This window comes from Streptomyces spectabilis (genome assembly GCF_008704795.1).
Classification (GTDB): domain Bacteria; phylum Actinomycetota; class Actinomycetes; order Streptomycetales; family Streptomycetaceae; genus Streptomyces; species Streptomyces spectabilis.
Genome location: NZ_CP023690.1, coordinates 378,419 through 396,661 on the forward strand (window position 1 = coordinate 378,419; position 18,243 = coordinate 396,661).

Sequence of the window (18,243 nt, forward strand, 5' to 3'; positions counted from 1 at the left end):
CATGGGTGGTGACCTGATGCGCGGCGCGCTGCCCGGCGGGCCGGACACGGCGGGCGAGCCGCCCGGTGCCGCACCGCCCCCCGCGGGCACGCCGAAGGCCGTCGGGATCGTCTGGGCGCTCCTCGCCCTCAACACGCTCGGCTCCGCCGGGGCGAAGACCGTCGTTCCGCTGCCCCGCTCGCTCATCCAGATGGCGACCATGGGCGCGCTGGTGTCCGCGTTCGCGCTGGCGCTCGCGCTCAATCTCCGGCTGCGCGTCCGGGCCAGCGCCTTCGTCTTCCTGCTGACCCTCCTCCTCGTGCCGAGCGTGATCGCCAGCGCGAATCTGGAGGTCGGGTACGGCGCGCTGTTCCGCTGCGCCCGCCTTTCCCTCTTCATCGGCACGCTGTGGCTGCTCACGCGCTGGTGGGACGGCAGTCCGACGTTCGTCCGCTACCACATCCGGATGTACTTCGCGGTGCTCGTCCTGGTCGCCGCCGGTCTGGTCGTGTCACCGGGCACGGCGATGCCCGAGTACTACGGAGGGCGCCTGGTCGGCGCGTTGTGGCCGCTCACCCCGCCGCAGATCGGGCAGTACGCGGCGATCATCATCGGCCTCACGGTGCTGCTCCTGCTGGGCCGCCAGGTGGACCGGACAAGCGCGGCGGTGGTCATCGTGCCGTCGATCGTCCTGCTCTTGTTGACCCATACCCGCACCGCCACCCTTGGCCTGCTCATCGGGTTGGTGCTCGCGATCGGCTCGCTCGTCCTGACCAGCTCCGCCGCCCGCCGGTTCTTCGCCTGGACGGTGGTGTGCGCCCTGGTGGCCGCGGTGGCGTTCAGCTCCGCGCTGCAGTCCTGGTACCTGCGCGGACAGAGCCAGGAGAACATGTCCAACCTCACCGGCCGGGCCAAGGTCTGGGACGCGCTCCTCGCGGCGCCCCGGTCGACCGGGGAGAAGGTGTTCGGCGTGGGCCTGAGCGACAAGTCGTTCGGCGGCCTCCCGATCGACAACAGCTGGCTGGCCGTCTACCACGAGCAGGGTCTGATCGGCGTCTCCATCGTGGCGACGCTGATCCTCGTCCTCGGCGGCGTCGCGCTGCTGCGGCCGCCGTCGCTGCCGAGGGCCTGCGCGATCTTCCTGATCAGCTACTGCGCGATCTCGTCCTACACCGAGGCCGGGCTCGGCGACGCCTCGCCGTATCTGCTGCACCTGGCCCTGGCCGCCTCGCTCCTCGCGGCGCCCGCCACGGCCACGGCCGTCCCCACGGCCCAAGTCCCCAGACGACACGTCCCGCGATGGGCCCGGAGGTGAACCGACCATGCACGGCACGCACGGCTTGCACGGCTTGCACGTCCTCGTAGTGCACAACCGCTACTCCTCGGCACAGCCGAGCGGAGAGAACAGGGTCGTCGACGAAGAGGTGGCGCTGCTGCGCGCGGCAGGGCACCAGGTCGACGTGTTCGAGCGGCGCAGCGACGACATCGCCGACCGGTCCCTTCTGGGCAAGGCCGCGGTGCCGCTCCTGGTGCCCTGGAACCCTGCGGTCCGCTCGGAGCTCGCCGCCAGGCTCCGTGCCTCGCGCCCTGACGTGGTGCACGTCCACAACGTCTTCCCGCTCCTGTCGCCCGCGGTGCTGGCCGCCTGCGCCGACGTGGGCGTGCCCGTCGTCGCCACGCTGCACAACTACACCCAGGTCTGCCCGCCCGGCACCCTGCACAGGGACGGACGGCAGTGCACCGAGTGCGTCGGCTCGGCGATGTCGCTGCCCGCCGTCCGGCACGGCTGCTACCGGAACTCGCGCCTCGCGACGGTTCCCCTCGCGATGAGCCTGGCGGTCAACCGGCGGCGGTGGTGGACCGGCGTGGAGCGGTTCTTCTGCATCTCCGCGGCGCAGCGCGACGTCCTGGTGCGGTCCGGCATGCCGGCCGAGCGCCTCGCGGTGAAGCACAACTTCGTGCCGGAGCCGGGCACCCGCCGAGCGGGTGACGGCGAGCACCTGCTCTTCCTCGGCCGCCTCGCGGAGGCCAAGGGCACGCGGCTGCTCATGACCGCGTGGGACGAGGTCGCCGCGGCGGGCGGTGTGGGCCTGCCGCTCGTGCTCGCCGGCGCGGGGCCGCTGGAACGGGAGGTGACCGCGTGGGCCGCGGGGCGGGACGACGTCCGGTACGTCGGCCTGCAGGACCCCGAGGAGTGCCGGAAGGCCGTCGCGCGATCGGTCGCCGTGGTGGCTCCCTCGATGGCCATGGAGACATTCGGCCTGGTCGTCGCGGAGGCGATGGCGGCGGGCGTCCCGGCGGTCGCCGCCGCGCACGGCGCCTTCGTCGAACTCGTCGAGGACGGGGTGACCGGACTGCTGCACCGGCCGGGCGACCCCGCCTCGCTCGCGTCCCACCTGCGCCGGATCGCGACCGATCCGGCCCGCAACAAAGAGATGGGCCAGGCGGCCCGACGCCGTTACGAGCAGAACTTCAGCCCGGTGGTCGGCCTGGAGCGCCTGGTGGAGGGGTACCGCACCGCGATCGCGGGTCGGTCCGGCGGCGTCGACGCGCCGCCGGTGACAAACGGAAACACCGGCTCGCCGCGGGGCACCCGCGCGGGCGGAATTGGGGGGAAGTAGATGACAGGATGCCGACTCTGCGGCTCGGAGGCGCTGGCCAGCGTCGTCGATCTGGGGGCGACACCGCCGTGCGAGAGCTTTCTCGCCGCGGACCAGCTGGACCTGCCGGAGCCCGCGTACCCGCTGCACCTGCGGGTCTGCACCGCATGCTGGCTCGCGCAGATCCCGCCGCTGATCACGCCGGAGGAGACGTTCAAGGAGTACGCGTACTTCTCCTCGTTCTCGACCTCCTGGGTGGAGCACGCGCGCACCTTCGTCGCCGACGCGGCGGAGCGGGTGGGGCTCGGCCCCGACGCCTTCGTGGTCGAGGTCGCGAGCAACGACGGGTATCTGCTCAAGCACGTGGTGGAGCGCGGGATCCGCTGCCTCGGCATCGAGCCGTCGGTGAACGTCGGTGCCGCGGCGCGCGACGCGGGTGTGCCCACGCTCACGGAGTTCCTGGACCCGGCCACCGGCGCCGGCGTCCGCGCCGAGCACGGCCCGGCGGACCTGGTCGTGGCCAACAACGTGTACGCGCACATCCCCGACGTGGTCGGGTTCACCCAGGGCCTGCGCGCCCTGGTCGCCGACGACGGCTGGGTCTCCATCGAGGTGCAGCACCTGCTGACCCTGATCGAGGAGAACCAGTACGACACGATCTACCACGAGCACTTCCAGTACTACACGGTCGCGTCCGCGATCCGGGCCCTCGCGAGCGGCGGACTCGCGCTCGTGGACGTCGAGTTGCTGCCCACGCACGGCGGCTCCATCCGACTGTGGGCCCGGCCGGCCGAGGCGGCAGGTGAGCCGTCCCGGCGGGTGGCGGACGTGCTGGCCCGGGAGGAGGCCGCAGGGCTTCAGGAGCTGTCCGGGTACACCGAGTTCTCCGCCCGGGTCGCCAAGGTGCGCCGGGACCTCCTGAAGTTCCTCGTCACAGCGGCCGAGCGCGGCGAGAAGGTCGTCGGCTACGGCGCCCCCGGCAAGGGCAACACCCTGCTCAACCACTGCGGCGTCCGGCCCGACCTGCTCGCGTACACGGTCGACCGCAACCCCTACAAGCACGGCAGGTACACCCCGGGCACCCGTATCCCGATCCTGGCGCCCGAGCGGATCGCCGCCGACAAGCCCGACTACGTCCTCGTCCTGCCGTGGAACCTGCGGGACGAGCTCATCGAGCAACTGTCCTTCGTCCACGACTGGGGCGGCCGCCTCGTCTTCCCCATCCCGGAACTGAGCGTTGTCGAGGTCGGCGTCGTGAAAGAGGTCACAGCATGAAGGTCGTCCTGTTCTGCGGCGGTTACGGGATGCGGATGCGCAGCGGCGCCGCCGACGACGTGCCCAAGCCGATGGCGATGGTCGGTCCGAGACCGCTGATCTGGCACGTCATGCGCTACTACGCGCACTTCGGGCACAAGGAGTTCATCCTGTGCCTGGGGTACGGCGCCCACCACATCAAGAACTTCTTCCTCAACTACGAGGAGACGACGTCCAACGACTTCGTGCTGCGGGGCGGGCGCACCGAACTGCTCTCCACCGACATAGCCGACTGGACGATCACGTTCGCGCAGACCGGCATCGAGTCGCCGATCGGCGAGCGCCTGCGCCGGGTGCGGCACCACCTGGACGGCGACGAGATGTTCCTCGCCAACTACGCCGACGTGCTCACCGACGCCCCGCTGCCGGAGATGATCGACCGGTTCGCCCGGCGGGACGCCGGTGCGTCGATGATGGTGGTGCCGCCGCAGTCCTCCTTCCACTGCGTGGAGTTGGGTGAGGACGGCCTGGTCGGAGGCATCACCGCGGTGAGCGAGCTGCCGCTGTGGGAGAACGGCGGCTACTTCGTGCTCCGCCAGGAGGTCTTCGACCACATACCGGAGAACGGGGACCTGGTCGCCGACGGATGTGCCCAACTGGCCAAGCAGGGACGGCTCGTGGCACACCAGCACCGCGGCTTCTGGAAGCCGACCGACACCGTCAAGGAGCGGGCCGCGCTCGACGACGCGTACGCCCGCGGTGACCGGCCGTGGGCCGTGTGGGAGCGGGACACCGCGGGAGCCAGGGCGTGATCCGGCTCGGGGCGGGACCTCTGGACCGCGTCGTCGCGGTGGGCGCGCACTGCGACGACATCGCCATCGGCGCCGGCGGCACGCTCCTGACGATGTGCCGGGCGCGGCCGGGCGTCCGCGTCGACGCGCTCGTGCTCTCCGGCGGTGGCAGCGAGCGGGAGCAGGAGGAGCAGGCCGCGCTCGCCGCCTTCTGCCCGGGCGCCGACCTGCGCCTGACCGTGCTCAAGCTGCCGGACGGCCGCCTTCCCGCGCACTGGGAGGAGGCCAAGGCCGCGGTCGAGGAGCTGCGCGAGCGGAGCGATCCGGATCTGATCCTGGCGCCGCGCACCGATGACGCGCACCAGGACCACCGCGGCCTGGCGCAGCTGATGACCACCGCGTTCCGCGACCATCTCGTCCTCGCCTACGAGATCGTCAAGTGGGACGGCGACCTCGGCCGCCCCGCGGCATACCAGCCGCTGACGCCGGAGGTCGCCGAGGAGAAGGTGCGGCTGCTGCAGGAGCACTACCCCTCGCAGCGGCACCGGCCCTGGTACGACCGGGAGGCCTTCCTCGGCCTCGCCCGGATCCGCGGCATCGAATGCCACGCGCGCTACGCCGAGGCGTTCGCCACCACCAAACTCACTCTGAACCTGGGGAACTGAACCATGCGCGTACTGCTGACCGGGCACCAGGGCTATCTGGGCACCGTGATGGCCCCGGTCCTGAGCGACGCCGGGCACGACGTCGTCGGCCTCGACTCCGGTCTGTTCGCCGACTGCGTCCTCGGCCCTGCGCCCGCGGACCCGCCCGGGCCCCGGGTGGACCTGCGCGACGTCACGGCCGAGCACCTGGCCGGGGTGGACGCCGTGATCCACCTGGCCGCGCTCTCCAACGACCCGCTCGGATCGCTCGCCCCGGAGCTGACCTACGACATCAACCACCACGCGTCGGTACGCCTGGCCCGCCTCGCCCGCGACGCCGGGGTGGGGCGCTTCCTGTACGCGTCCACCTGCTCGGTCTACGGCGCGGCGGGCGGCGGCGACCTGGTCACCGAGGACGCCCCGCTGCGCCCGGTGACGCCGTACGCGGAGTCCAAGGTGCGGGTGGAGGACGATCTGCACGCGCTGGCCGACGGCGACTTCAGCCCGGTGTACATGCGCAACGCCACCGCCTTCGGCTACTCGCCCCGGCTGCGCGCCGACATCGTCCTGAACAACCTGGTGGGCCACGCACTCCTGTCCGGCGAGGTCCTCGTGCTCTCCGACGGCACACCCTGGCGCCCGCTGGTGCACGCCGTCGACATCGCGCGGGCGTTCACGGCCGCCCTCACCGCGCCGCGCGACGCCGTGCACGACCGGGCGTTCAACATCGGCAGCGAGGTCAACAACGTCACGGTCGCCGAGATCGCCGAGCAGGTCGCCGAGGCGGTGTCCGGCGCGAAGGTGAACATCACCGGGGAGAACGGCGCCGACCCGCGCTCGTACCGCGTGGACTTCTCCCGGTTCCGCGCCGCGATCCCGGGCTTCGACTGCGAGTGGACGGTGAAGCAGGGCGCCGTCGAACTCGCCGACGCCTACCGCGAGCACGGCCTCACCCGGGAGGACTTCGACCGTCGCTTCACCCGCCTCGCCGTGCTGCGCGCGGCGTCCGACGCCGGTGCGGTCGACGACACCCTGCGGTGGCGCCGATGACCACGCGTGCGGGTGACGGCGCGGGGGCGGAGATGCACGCGCTGGTGGAGCGGCTGTACCCGCTGTGCCGGAGCATCACGGGGGACGGTGTGCGCGCCACCCTGGACATCGTCGGCGAGTACGTTCCCCTGCAGGTGCACGAGGTGCCGACCGGGACGCAGGTGCTGGACTGGACGGTGCCGCAGGAGTGGAACATCCGGGACGCGTACGTCGCCGACGCCTCCGGAAACCGGGTCGTCGACTTCGCCGCGTCCAGCCTGCACGTGCTCGGCTACAGCGTGCCGGTGTCGGCGACCATGCCGCTCGCCGAGCTGCGCGAGCATCTGTACACCCTTCCGGAACAGCCGAGTTGGGTGCCCTACCGCACCAGCTACTACAAGCCGCAGTGGGGGTTCTGCCTGTCCCAGGAGACCCTGGACGCGCTGCCGGACGGCGACTACGAGGTGCGGATCGACTCCACCCTCGCGGACGGTCACCTCACCTACGCCGAGCACGTGGTCCCCGGGCAGGTCGCCGACGAGGTGATCGTCTCCTGCCACGTCTGCCATCCGTCGCTGGCCAACGACAACCTGGCCGGCATCGCGGTGGCGACGTTCCTGGCCCGGGAGCTGGCGCGGGAGACGCCGTACTACACCTACCGGTTCATCTACGCGCCCGGCACCATCGGGGCGATCACCTGGCTGGCCCGCAACGCGGAGCGGATCGAGCACGTCAAGCACGGGCTCGTGCTGGCCTGCGCGGGTGACCGGGGCCAACTGACGTACAAGCGGAGCAGGCGCGGCGACGCGGAGATCGACCGAGTCCTTCGGCACGTCCTCGCCGCCTCCGAACGCCCGCACCGCGTGAACGAGTTCACTCCGTACGGCTACGACGAGCGGCAGTACTGCTCCCCCGGGTTCGACCTCGGGGTGGGCTCGCTCAGCCGGACCCCGTACGCCGGCTACCCCGAGTACCACACCTCGGCGGACAACCCGGACTTCGTCTCCCCCGAGGCGATGGCGGACACCCTCGCGGTCTGCCGCGAGGCGTTCGCCGTCCTCGACCGCAACCGGCGGTACGTCAACCTCAGCCCCTACGGCGAGCCGCAGCTCGGGCGGCGCGGCCTGTACGACTCGCTCGGCGGCCGCAGCGACGCGCGACAGGCGCAGATGGCGATGCTCTGGGTGCTCAGCATGTCCGACGGCGAGCACGGGCTCCTGGACGTGGCCGAGCGCTCCGGGCTGCCGTTCGACGCGGTCGCCGCCGCGGCCGACGCCCTGGGCGCCGCCGGACTGATCAAAGCGTGACGTGATGACCGCGGAGAAGGAGAAGACGACGGCCCCCGCGGCCCCGCCCGGGTCCGCGGGGCGCACCGCCAAGCGGGCCATGGCGGGGCGGCTCTCCTGGGGCCTCGCCGACCAGGCGGTCTGCAGCATGAACAACTTCGCGGTGGGCATCTATGTGGCACGTTCCCTCGGGCTGACCGCGTTCGGCGTGTTCAGTCTGGCCTGGGTGACCTACGGCGTGGTGCTCAGCGTCTCCCGCGGCCTGGCCACCGACCCGCTCGTGGTGCGCTTCAGCGGCGTGCCGACCGCGTCCTGGCGCGCCGCGACGGCCCGTTCGTCGGGCACCGCCCTCGGCGTCGGTGCCGCCGTCGGCGCGGTGTGCCTGGTGGTCGGGCTCGGCGTCGGCGGCCGGGTGGGGCCCGCGTTCGCCTGCCTCGGCGTCGTGCTGCCGGGGCTGCTCCTTCAGGACGCCTGGCGGTTCTCGTTCTTCGCCGCGGGCACCGGCCGCAAGGCGTTCGTCAACGACGTCCTGGGGTGCGTCGCGCTCGTCCCCGCCATGGTCCTCGCGGCCCGCGTGGGCAGCGTGGGCGCCTTCGTGCTCGCCTGGGGCGCGGCCGCCGCGGTGGCCGCCGGATACGGCTGCCTCCAGTCCGGCATCCGCCCCCGGCTGACCGGCGCGCCCCAGTGGATGCGCGAGCAGCGCGACCTCGGCTCCCGCTATCTGGTCGAGAACGTCGGCGTCAGCGGCGCCAGCCAGCTGCGGGCGTACGGGCTCGGCGCGATCGTCGGCGTCAGCGCGGTGGGCGTGGTCCGGGGGGCCGAGCTCCTGCTCGGCCCGTTCCTGGCCGTCCTGATGGGTCTTTCGCTGGTCACCGTCGCGGAGGCGGCACGGGTGCTCCGGCAGGCCCCGCACCGGCTGCGCCTGTTCTGTCTCCTGCTCGGCGGCGGGCAGGCCGTCGCCGCGCTGCTCTGGGGCGCGGCGCTGCTCCTCGTCCCTGACCGGTTCGGTGAGCTGGTGCTCGGCGGCGTCTGGCACTCCGCGTCGGAGCTCATCGTGCCGGCCACGCTCGGCGTCGCGGGCGCCGGGCTCGGCAGCGGGGCCGCGGCCGGGCTCCGCGCGCTCGCCGCGGCCCGGCGCAGCCTGCGCTGTCAACTGTTCGCCTCCGCCTGCTACGTCGGCGGCGGGCTCGGCGGGGCGGCCGTGGGCGGCACGGTCGGCTCGGCCTGGGGCGTCGCCGCCGCGACCGTCTGCGGCTCGGCCGCGTGGTGGCTGCAGCTGCGGTCCGCCCTGCGCGAGCACCACCGCAATTCCATCCCCGAAGTGAGGACGTCATGACCGCCCAACCCCGGCTCAGCATCGGCCTGCCCGTGTACAACGGCGAGGAGTACCTCGCCGAGGCGCTCGACGCCCTGCTCGGCCAGACCTACGAGGACTTCGAGCTGGTCATCTCCGACAACGCCTCGACCGACGGGACCCAGGACATCTGCCGCCGGTACGCCGAGAAGGACCCGCGCATCCGGTACATCCGGCTGCCCCGGAACATCGGCGCCGCGCCGAACCACAACTACGTGTTCACCGAGTGCCACGGCGAGCTGTTCAAGTGGGCCTCGCACGACGACCTGTACGCCCGTGACCTGCTGCGGCGCTGTGTGGAAGCGCTCGACGAACGGCCGGACGTGATCCTCGCCCACGCCGACCAGGCGGTCATCGACGAGGACGGCCGGGTGAAGGTCCCGTACGAGTACACCCTCGCCACCGCGTCCCCGCGCGCGCCCGAGCGCTTCCGCAGCATGCTGTTCGAGCCCGGCGGCGACGACTTCTACGGCGTGATGCGGGCCGACGTGCTGCGCAGGGTGAAGCCGCACGACAGCTACCACCACGCGGACCGCACCTTCGTCGCCGAGATCGGCCTGCACGGGCCCTTCCACCAGGTGCCGGAGCTGCTCTACTTCCGCCGCGACCACCCCACCCGCGCCGAGCGGGCCAACCCCTCCAAGCGCTCGCGGTGCGTGAACCTGGACCCGCGCCGGGCCGGTCTGCTGCACCCGACGCCCCGGCTGCTCGCCGAGTACGTCTGGGGCTTCGTCTCGGCGATCCGGCGGACGCCGTTGACCGCTGCCGACCGGCGGGCGTGCTACCGCCATCTGGCCGCGTGGGCGACCAGCCGCGCCCGGCCGGGCGCGGGCGAGCGGGTCGAGGACCGCGCCCCGGTCGACCCGGCCCGGCTCACCGTCTCCGTCGACGACCTGGTGGCCGGGCGCGAGGGGCGGCGGGCATGAGGTCTCCGGCGCGCGTCGGGGTGTTCGGCCTGCTCGGCTCCGGCAACCTCGGCAACGACGGGTCCCTCGAAGCCGTGCTCGGGTATCTGCGCACCGAGCACCCGGGGGCGGTCGTGGACGCGCTGTGCGGCGGCCCCGAGGTGGTCGCGGCCCGGTACCGGATCCCGGCGACGCGGCTGCACTGGAACCGCGGCGAGTACCGGACCGCCTCCCGCGCGGGCGCGGTCGCGGCGAAGGGCCTCGGCAAGGTCGTCGACGTCTTCCGCACCGCCGCCTGGGTGCGGCGGCACGACGTGGTGATCGTGCCGGGCATGGGCGTCCTGGAGGCCACGCTGCCGCTGCGGCCCTGGGGCTTCCCGTACTCGCTGTTCCTGCTCTGCGCGTCGGGCCGCCTCTTCGGCACCCGGGTCGCGCTGGTCGGCGTGGGCGCGGGACCGATCGGCAACCGGCCGACCCGGGCCCTGGTCCGCTGGTCGGCGCGGTTGGCCGCGTACCGGTCGTACCGTGACACCCAGTCCCGTGACGCGATGCGGGAGATGGGCGTGGACACCGCGCGCGACGAGGTCCACCCGGACCTCGCCTTCGCCCTGACGGCGCCGCCGAGCGCTCCCCCGGGCCCGCCGGGTCCGGTCTGCGTCGGCGTCATGGCCTTCCACGGCGGCAACGACGACCGCGCCAGGGCCGAGGAGATCCACCGGCGCTACCTCGACGGGACGACCCGGTTCGTCCGCGCGCTTGTCCAGGACGGCAGGCCGGTCCGGCTGCTCACCGGCGACGCGTGCGACGTGGCGGTGGTCGACGCGATCCTCGACGCGGTGGACTCGCCGCTGGTCACCGCCGCCGGGGCGGCCTCCCTCGCCGACCTGATGAAGGAGACGGCCGCGGCGGACGCTGTGGTGGCGACCCGGTACCACAACCTGGTCTGCGCCCTGAAGGTCGGCACGCCGACGCTCGCCCTCAGCTATGCGGCGAAGAGCGACGCGCTCATGGCACGCATGGGCCTCGGCGCGTACTGCCACCCGGCTCGTGAGGTCGACGCCGACCGGCTCGTCGAGCAGTTCCGCGCGCTGGAGAAGCGCTCGGCGGAGCTGCGGCAGACCCTCGCCGAGCGGAACCGGCTCGCCGCCCGGCAACTCCAGGACCAGTTCGCCGCCCTGACGGCCGCCCTGTTCCCGACGAACGACCACCCGCACGCCCGCACCCGGCAGGAGACTCCATGAAGGCGACCCAAGTCCCGGCGATCGCCGGGGCGTACCTGTTCGAGCCGACGCCGTACGCCGACGAGCGCGGCTTCTTCTGTCGCACCTTCGACGCCGACGTGGTCCGCTCGGTGGGCCTCGACCCGGGCGCCTTCATCCAGGACAGCGTGTCCCGCTCGGTCCGGGGCGTGCTGCGCGGCCTGCACCTGCGCTCCGGCGCGGGCGAGGCCAAGCTGGTGCGGTGCTCGTACGGGAAGATCTTCGACGTCGTCGTGGACCTGCGGCCCGACTCGCCGACCTACCGCAACGTGGCCTCCTTCGAGCTGTCCGGCGAGACGCAGGCCACCCTGTACGTCCCGGCGGGGTGCGCGCACGGCTTCCAGGCGCTGACCGAGACCGCCGACACCTCGTACCGGATCGACCGCCCGCACGATCCGGCCGAGGACGTGACGATCGCCTTCGACGACCCGGAGCTCGCCGTTCCCTGGCCGCTGCCGCCCACATCGATGTCCCGGCGGGACCGGGAGGCGCCGAGCCTCGCCGAGGTCCTGAAGCAGAAGGAGAGCTGAAGTCAGCGTGGACAGCGAAGAGTTCTCCCTGCCCCGGTCGCGGACGGCGAACGAGCGGCTGCACGCCCTGATCCCCGGGGGCGCGCACACCTACGCCAAGGGGGACGACCAGTACCCCGAAGGTCTCGCCCCGGTCATCAGCCACGGCAGCGGTGCCCACGTGTGGGACGTCGACGGCAACCGCTACATCGAGTACGGGTCGGGGCTGCGGTCGGTCAGCCTCGGCCACGCCCACCCCCGCGTGCTCGAAGCGGTGCGGCGGGAGCTCGGCCGCGGCAGCAACTTCGTCCGCCCCTCCATCGTGGAGGTGGAGGCCGCGGAGCGCTTCCTGGCCACCGTGCCGACCGCGGAGATGGTGAAGTTCGCGAAGAACGGCTCCGACGCCACCACCGCGGCGGTGCGTCTGGCCCGGGCCGTCACCGGCCGCCCGCGGGTGGCCCTCTGCGGCGACCACCCGTTCTTCTCCGTCGACGACTGGTTCATCGGCACCACGCCGATGTCCACCGGCGTTCCCGCGGCGACCACCGACCTCACCGTGACGTTCCCTTACGGTGACCTGGCCGCCACGGAGGAGCTGCTCACCCGGTACCAGGACGAGATCGCCTGTCTGATCCTCGAACCCGCCACCCACACCGAACCGGCGCCCGGCTACCTCGCGGGCCTGCGCGAGCTGGCCGACCGGCACGGCTGCGTCCTGGTCTTCGACGAGATGATCACCGGCTTCCGCTGGTCCGAGGCGGGCGCCCAGGGCCTGTACGGCGTCGTCCCCGACCTCTCCACGTTCGGCAAGGCACTGGGCAACGGCTTCGCCGTCTCCGCCCTCGCCGGGCGCCGCGACCTCATGGAGCGGGGCGGCCTTCGCCACTCCCACGACCGGGTGTTCCTGCTGTCCACCACGCACGGTGCGGAAACGCACTCCCTGGCGGCCGCGATGGCCGTGCAGGCCACCTATGTCGAGGAGGGCATCACCGCGCGCCTTCACGCCCTCGGGGAGCGGCTGGCCGCCGGTGTCCGCGAGGCCGCGGCCAGCATGGGCGTCGGCGACCACATCGTCGTCCGGGGCCGGGCCAGCAACCTGGTCTTCGCCACCCTCGACGAGCACCGGCAGCCGTCGCAGCCGTACCGCACCCTGTTCCTGCGCCAACTCCTGGCGGGCGGGGTGCTCGCCCCGTCGTTCGTGGTGAGCAGCGCGCTCGACGACGCCGACATCGACCGCACCGTCGACGTGGTGGCCCAGGCCTGTGCGGTGTACCGGAAGGCGCTGGACGCCGCCGATCCCGCACCCTGGCTGGCCGGGCGGCCGGTGAAGCCCGTGTTCCGCCGCTTGGCGTGAGGTGAGGTGGCTCGGCGTGGTGTCAGCGGTGCTCCCGCTGACCCGCGTCGGCCATCCGGTCGGCGATCCGGTCGACCAGCCACGCGGTCGCCGGGACCACCACGAGGGCGGTGCACCAGCCGCCGAGGACGTCGGTCGGGTAGTGGGCGCTGAGGGCGACCTGCGCCCACCCCATGGCGGCCCCGGCCGCCAGCGCCGAGCCGAGCACGAGCACCGTGCCGGCCGTTCTGTCGAGGCCGAGCAGGCCGGTGACGAGCAGCGCCACCGCGAAGGCGAGCGCGGTGGCGAAGGCGGTGTGCCCGCTCGGGTAGGACAAGTTGTCCGCGCCATGGATGGTGCGCCCCACCAGGGACTTGACCAGCGTCGTCGTCACCACGGCCGCACCGGCGCCGACCACGACGAGCACCGCCGCGCGAGGCCTCCTCAGGAACAGGCAGCCCGTCACGGCGGCCGCGACCAGCAGTGCCGCTCCTGCGGGCTCCCCCCAGAAGTCCGTGGCGAGGGCGACGTTCCGCCACGGCGGCCGTACGCTGTCCGCCGTCGGCGAGACGATCCAGGCGTCCACCTTGCCGGGCTTGCTGTGGCCGGAGTACATGACCCCGATCACGACGACCACCAGCGCGGCGAGTACCGCGACAAGACCGAGCCACGCGCGCAGCGCTACGGGCAGCACCTCGTGCCGCGCCTCCCCCTCCGGGCGGGGCCGTTGACGCACCGATCAGTCCCCCGTCGTGTCTGACGTGGCCCGCCGTCCGGGCCATCGGTCGTACGGCCTCGAAACCCGGCAGCCTGCCCCTCACCCCGGCCAAGGGGCGTCACCTTCAGCCCCTGCTCGCCACCCTAACCAACAACCTGCATGCGGCGCACGGCCGTTGGACGGCCTGCAGACGCGGCGGCGAGGCGGGTTGGGTCCTGGCCATTCCTCGGTCCTGCATGGCGGCGGAGGGCCGGGCATGGGTCCATACCGCGCCGCTCACCATGACGGCCCGGGCACAGAACTGGTCGGTGCGGCCGCCGAGTTCGGGGAGGTGTCCGCGGGCAAGGGCGGCCAGAGCGGCGACGTTGTCGAGCGCCGCTCGTTTGTAGCGGGCGGCCACGTCCGCGGAGACGTTGTGCTCCAGGACGCCCGCCTGGGTGCTGAGCAGGTCGCACAGCATCCGGTGCTGCGCGAGGGAGTGCGCCAGGACGGCGGCGAACTCCTGACCGCGCTGGATCGGCGGGGCGCCGGGGGTGACCGAGACGGCGGCGACGGGAGTGCCGTTCCGGTCGAGGAGGGGTGCGGCAACGCCATGGCTCCGCCGGTATACCCGGCAGGCGCCCCGGAACGACCGAAGTCTCGCTCAGTTGAGAGTCCTGAGGCGTTGCACCGCCTCAGGAGCGGTGAAGGCGGTAATCCCCTCGGCGAGCTGCTGCTCCATCGCCGCGGCTGAGCGCTCGAAGTAGTCGGCGCGCACTCCCGCGTCCCGCGACGCCTGTGCCATATTGCGCACACCGGCCAGCAGCACATCGAGGCCCTGGGCAAGCACCGGCTCCGCATCCGAGTCCACGTCGGCAGCGAACGCGGGCATCACTTGGGTCATGTTCGTCAGCCAGGGCACAAGGAGCTCCGTGAAACCAGCCGCGTTGCCTTCCGTGTGCGAGGTGGCCATGGCGACCGCGTGGAAGAAGCCATCGAACATCACATTCATCGCGCTGAGAAGCGCCAGGTCATACAGTGCGGCGATGCCCGCGTCGGCGCCGACGTACTTGGCTGCCCCCAACGCCTGCAACGTCTCCTTGTGCGCGTCGAAGTGCGCCTTCTGACCGCTGTAGAGGACGAACGCCTGCGACGTTGCGACCGTCGACGGAATCGCCATGATCCCGCCGTCCAGGTAGGCCGCACCATGTCCCACTGCCCAGGACTCCGCCTCTCGCGCCTGCGCGGGCGTGCCATTGGTGAGGTTGACCAGAGTCCGGCCGCGCAGAGCGTCGGCGGCGGGCCGAAGGATCGCGTCTGTGACGTCGTAGTCCAGCAGACAGACGACTGTCAGCGGGCTGGCAAGCACCGCGTCCTCGACCGTCGCGGCTCGCGATGCACCGCGAGCCACCAGGTCATCGGCCTTGCCGGCGCTGCGGTTCCATACGGTCGTGGGGTGCCCCGAGGTGATCAGAGCGTCCGCCAGTGCCCGTCCCATCTCACCGAGGCCGATGACCGTGACTGCCGTGTTACCCACAAGCGCTCCCGTTGGTGTGCTCGCATGATCAGATGCCGCCTTCCCCTCACCTTCGGCGCGACCCTGACATCTCACAAGTACGCACAAAAAAGTGCGTAGTTACCTAAGGGTGCGTAAGGGGAGGGGCGCAGGGTGCCCCCTGAAGGCTCCTGGCATGGCGGGGAGATCCATGACCTCGCCGAGGCCACCGGCCTGCCGTACGACACGATCCGCCCGAAGATCCGCACCATCCAAGAGCGGGGCTGGGGTCTGTTGTGAAAGTGCTTGTCGCACCCACTCGTTGGGGACTGCGACCAGCACTTTCACATCTGCCCCAAGCCCCGCGACCGGCCTCGCCCTTCGCGAAGTCTTTGGGAGATGAGCCTCCGTGAATCCCGGCTTCAGGCTGAGCGGCTCGGCCTGCGGCCGATTGGTTTCGTCCTCGCTCTGGTTCTTCATCGTGGCGCTGCGCAAACGCGCTCTAACACCTTCCCGGGCTGCCACGTCTCCTTGAATGTGAAGCACTCGGTCACTCACCCAGGAGTCGCGCACTGTCCCCGCCTCCAGTGCCGCACCCGTTCGCCGACCGGCCCGCCCCCCGCGACCCAGGCCGTCGCCATCCGCAGCTGGCCCGCGGGGGGGGGAAGGCAACGGCACCAACAACCTGCTCACGGGCGACGCGAAGCTGCTGGCGATCGGCAACCCGACGATGGACGACCGGCGCTCGTGGTCCGAGCTGCCGTACGGGTAGGGGGGACGACCCGGAAGAGCCGAGCACATTCCGATCACGACCTTCGACTCCCCCGCCATCACCGGCCCGCCTTTGCCTCGAGGCCAGCGGAACAGCCTCCGCGAACCATCATCCAGCGCTATCAGCCAGGCGAAACGCTCATTCAGCACAAGTGCCGGACGTATACGTCGGCGACTTGTTCCGGGTGGTCGGGAACCAGGTTCGTGGAGGACGAGGTGAAGGCCACCAGGCAGCCGCCCCATGCCGGGGATGGGCCACTCGCCCCGTGCGAGGGGAAGCCGCCGTCCAGGGCGACGGTGACGCGGCGGGTGGCCTCGGGGCCCTCACGCCGTACGTCGCGCAGGTACAACGCCGCCTTGCAGTCTTGCTCGCCGGTGGCGCAGGCGGAGGTGGGGTAGGCCACGTACCGTCCCTCGGGGCTGATCTGCGGCAACCGGGCGGGCTTTTTGAGCGGTCCGTCGTCGGGGGCCGTGCTCGCAAGCACAGTGCGTCCGGTGCGCAGGTCGTGCACGAAGATCTCCCACAGCGCGCGAGGATGTCTGGCGGGCAGGCCGTCGCGGTTGGTGACGTACGCGATGGAGCGCCCGTCCGCGCTCAGGGACGGCTCGCCGTACCAGTCGCTGACCGGTTTGGGGTCGCCCGGCGTGTGGTTGATGTGGTGCAGGCGGCCCGTGCGGCGGTCGCGCACGTACACGGCGCTGGCCACGCCGTACCTGTCGTGGTCGTACACCCGGAAGGCCACGTGGCGTCCGTCCGCACTGATCGAGACATCGCTCATGAGCGGCCCGGGATGCAGATCCTCGCTGATGACCTCCGTGAGGCCGCGCTCGCGGTCGCGCACGTAGAGCGTGGCGAGGTAGAAGGGCGGCCTGGGGATGCGGGCGTAGCCGAAGAAGGCCGCGTACCGGCCGTCCCCGCTGAGGGCTTCGAGATGGGACCACTCGAACAGTTGGCCCTCCGGGCCGATGCCGACGAACTCGGTGTGACGGCTGCGCACATCACGGACGTACGCGTGACTGATGGCGGGCGGCCGTTCCCCGGGAGCCAGTGCCGGGTCGGGGGAGTCGAAACCGACGACGCGGCCGTCGCCGCTCAGCGCCTTGAGCGAGACGCGTTGCTGGCTCTGGCGTCCGTCGTCCGCCACGCCGGCACGGGTGAAGGCGCCGGTGCGGCGGTCGCGGACGAGCACATCGCTGGTGTCGTTGGTGTCGCCGGGCACCAGGTTGGACGCAAGGGTCTCGAACGCGACGTACCGGCCGTCGTAGCTGATGCGGGCCCCGTACGAGTGACTGTTGCCCCGCGTGCCGTCCTCGGCCGTACTGACGATGTCCGTGCGTGGCGCCTGGCCGCCCGGCGGCGTGGCGGACGAGGACGCCGCGCTGAGGAGGGAGGCCGCCACGGACAGCGCGACCGCTGTCCCCACGACGCGTCTGCGGGTAGTGGTACGGGTTCCCTTCGCCATGGTTGTCCCCTTCGCGGATGCCGCCGAGAAACCCCGCCATCCGGGGCGAGGACGGTGCGGTCTCCGACGCAACCAGCACCGCGAGGACGCCCGCAAGACTGCTTTGCGCCGCGGACGGACGTGGGCACTCCGCTCACGGCCGGGGGCTTGCCGTCACACTGGCGTCTGGAAGTGATCGGGCGGGGGTCCGAGCGGGCCGGACACAACCTGTGTGCCATGTCGCGCCAAGGCGACACCGATGCCAACAGGCGTCGGCTCAACCCGAACACCCCGGCAACGGCGCGGGCCCCGGAGCTGTCGTGGTGACTGTCCCGGGGCCTGCCGTGCACTACTACGTGAACAGCCTGCCTAACGGCCTGGCTGCGGCCCGGTCATGGCGGTTAGCCGGTCTGTGATGGAGTCGTTGCCTTCCTTCGCCGGATCTGAGGCGTGGTACCTGCGGCGCCACGGCGCCGCGTGCTCCTCAGCGTCGAGACGCGCGAGATGCGCACGCTCTTCTTCGGCGGAACGTTCCATCATGCTCTTCGGTTGACGTCGCGCCACTCGTCGTCACGATGGCGACATCCCCACCAGCGAGCCGGATTTCGGATGCGGGCGGGGCGGTCGGCGCATCGACGAATGCCTTGAGCGCCTCTGCCTCGACGAGATGGCCTGAGGAGTTTCTGCCGATCTGCCTGGGGAAGCACCTGACCTGGCTCGCGCTCCGGTCGACTTCGACATCGTTGGCATCCTCAATCGCGCGCCCCACTTTGCATCGCGGGACCGCATGCCGGGGCTTCAGGCAGAGGCAGTTGCCGGCCCACCGCCGAGGCTTCGGCTCAGCTATCCGGCCTCACCGCCTCGGTCGGCCGAGGTGATATCTCGCCAGCTCTCT

At 71.9% G+C, this 18,243-nt stretch carries 17 protein-coding genes; 13 read left to right on the forward strand and 4 right to left on the reverse strand.

Annotated elements, in window-relative coordinates:
• Position 1 precedes the first annotated feature (1 nt).
• From CP982_RS01470 to CP982_RS01525, 12 genes are read left to right on the forward strand one after another with little or no spacing between them, the layout of a single operon-like run.
• Positions 2-1,294 carry an O-antigen ligase domain-containing protein gene (locus tag CP982_RS01470; protein WP_150508770.1) on the forward strand — a complete coding sequence of 431 codons (1,293 nt, stop codon included), beginning with the start codon at positions 2-4 and terminating at the stop codon, positions 1,292-1,294.
• Between the two features lie 34 nt (positions 1,295-1,328).
• Entirely contained in the window at positions 1,329-2,600 is a 1,272-nt protein-coding gene (locus CP982_RS01475) for a glycosyltransferase (protein WP_150515247.1), read from the forward strand.
• A complete protein-coding gene (locus tag CP982_RS01480) occupies positions 2,601-3,854 on the forward strand; it encodes a class I SAM-dependent methyltransferase (RefSeq protein ID WP_150508771.1) in 1,254 nt (417 codons plus the stop codon).
• The gene (locus tag CP982_RS01485; RefSeq protein WP_150508772.1) at positions 3,851-4,645 is read left to right on the forward strand and encodes a glycosyltransferase family protein; all 795 of its coding nucleotides are present in this window, start codon (positions 3,851-3,853) and stop codon (positions 4,643-4,645) included. Before CP982_RS01480 ends, CP982_RS01485 begins: the two co-directional genes overlap by 4 nt.
• Complete coding sequence (locus tag CP982_RS01490) at positions 4,642-5,289, forward strand: PIG-L deacetylase family protein (RefSeq protein ID WP_150508773.1); 648 nt, start codon at positions 4,642-4,644, stop codon at positions 5,287-5,289. Before CP982_RS01485 ends, CP982_RS01490 begins: the two co-directional genes overlap by 4 nt.
• Positions 5,290-5,292: 3 nt before the next feature.
• Complete coding sequence (locus CP982_RS01495; RefSeq protein ID WP_150508774.1) at positions 5,293-6,318, forward strand: NAD-dependent epimerase/dehydratase family protein; 1,026 nt, start codon at positions 5,293-5,295, stop codon at positions 6,316-6,318.
• Positions 6,315-7,604, forward strand: coding sequence for a DUF4910 domain-containing protein (locus CP982_RS01500; RefSeq protein WP_150508775.1), 1,290 nt, complete (start codon positions 6,315-6,317; stop codon positions 7,602-7,604). The genes CP982_RS01495 and CP982_RS01500 overlap by 4 nt, the downstream gene beginning before the upstream one ends.
• A 4-nt stretch (positions 7,605-7,608) precedes the next feature.
• Positions 7,609-8,919, forward strand: a complete 1,311-nt coding sequence (locus tag CP982_RS01505; protein WP_150508776.1) for an MATE family efflux transporter — start codon at positions 7,609-7,611, stop codon at positions 8,917-8,919.
• Entirely contained in the window at positions 8,916-9,863 is a 948-nt protein-coding gene (locus tag CP982_RS01510) for a glycosyltransferase family 2 protein (RefSeq protein ID WP_150508777.1), read from the forward strand. The genes CP982_RS01505 and CP982_RS01510 overlap by 4 nt, the downstream gene beginning before the upstream one ends.
• The gene (locus CP982_RS01515; RefSeq protein ID WP_150508778.1) at positions 9,860-11,083 is read left to right on the forward strand and encodes a polysaccharide pyruvyl transferase family protein; all 1,224 of its coding nucleotides are present in this window, start codon (positions 9,860-9,862) and stop codon (positions 11,081-11,083) included. Before CP982_RS01510 ends, CP982_RS01515 begins: the two co-directional genes overlap by 4 nt.
• Positions 11,080-11,631 carry a dTDP-4-dehydrorhamnose 3,5-epimerase gene (gene rfbC, locus CP982_RS01520; RefSeq protein ID WP_150508779.1) on the forward strand — a complete coding sequence of 184 codons (552 nt, stop codon included), beginning with the start codon at positions 11,080-11,082 and terminating at the stop codon, positions 11,629-11,631. The genes CP982_RS01515 and rfbC overlap by 4 nt, the downstream gene beginning before the upstream one ends.
• A gap of 7 nt (positions 11,632-11,638) precedes the next feature.
• Positions 11,639-12,964: a glutamate-1-semialdehyde 2,1-aminomutase gene (locus CP982_RS01525; protein WP_150508780.1), complete on the forward strand. Its 1,326-nt coding sequence runs from the start codon at positions 11,639-11,641 to the stop codon at positions 12,962-12,964.
• Between the two features lie 22 nt (positions 12,965-12,986).
• Here the strand turns inward: CP982_RS01525 and CP982_RS01530 are convergent, their stop codons facing one another.
• The 3 genes from CP982_RS01530 to CP982_RS01540 all read right to left on the reverse strand — a co-directional run bounded on the left by CP982_RS01530 (position 12,987) and on the right by CP982_RS01540 (position 15,177).
• The gene (locus tag CP982_RS01530) at positions 12,987-13,679 is read right to left on the reverse strand and encodes a phosphatase PAP2 family protein (RefSeq protein WP_229879379.1); all 693 of its coding nucleotides are present in this window, start codon (positions 13,677-13,679) and stop codon (positions 12,987-12,989) included.
• A 106-nt stretch (positions 13,680-13,785) separates the two neighbouring features.
• Positions 13,786-14,178, reverse strand: coding sequence for a hypothetical protein (locus tag CP982_RS01535; protein WP_268255510.1), 393 nt, complete (start codon positions 14,176-14,178; stop codon positions 13,786-13,788).
• 126 nt (positions 14,179-14,304) lie between these two features.
• Entirely contained in the window at positions 14,305-15,177 is an 873-nt protein-coding gene (locus CP982_RS01540) for an NAD(P)-dependent oxidoreductase (RefSeq protein WP_150508781.1), read from the reverse strand.
• 132 nt (positions 15,178-15,309) lie between these two features.
• Here CP982_RS01540 and CP982_RS42930 point away from each other — a divergent pair, with 132 nt between their 5' ends.
• Positions 15,310-15,435, forward strand: a complete 126-nt coding sequence (locus CP982_RS42930; RefSeq protein ID WP_260423210.1) for a hypothetical protein — start codon at positions 15,310-15,312, stop codon at positions 15,433-15,435.
• Positions 15,436-16,049: 614 nt separating this feature from the next.
• Here CP982_RS42930 and CP982_RS01545 read toward each other — a convergent pair.
• Complete coding sequence (locus tag CP982_RS01545; RefSeq protein ID WP_150508782.1) at positions 16,050-17,369, reverse strand: TolB family protein; 1,320 nt, start codon at positions 17,367-17,369, stop codon at positions 16,050-16,052.
• Positions 17,370-18,243 lie beyond the last annotated feature (874 nt).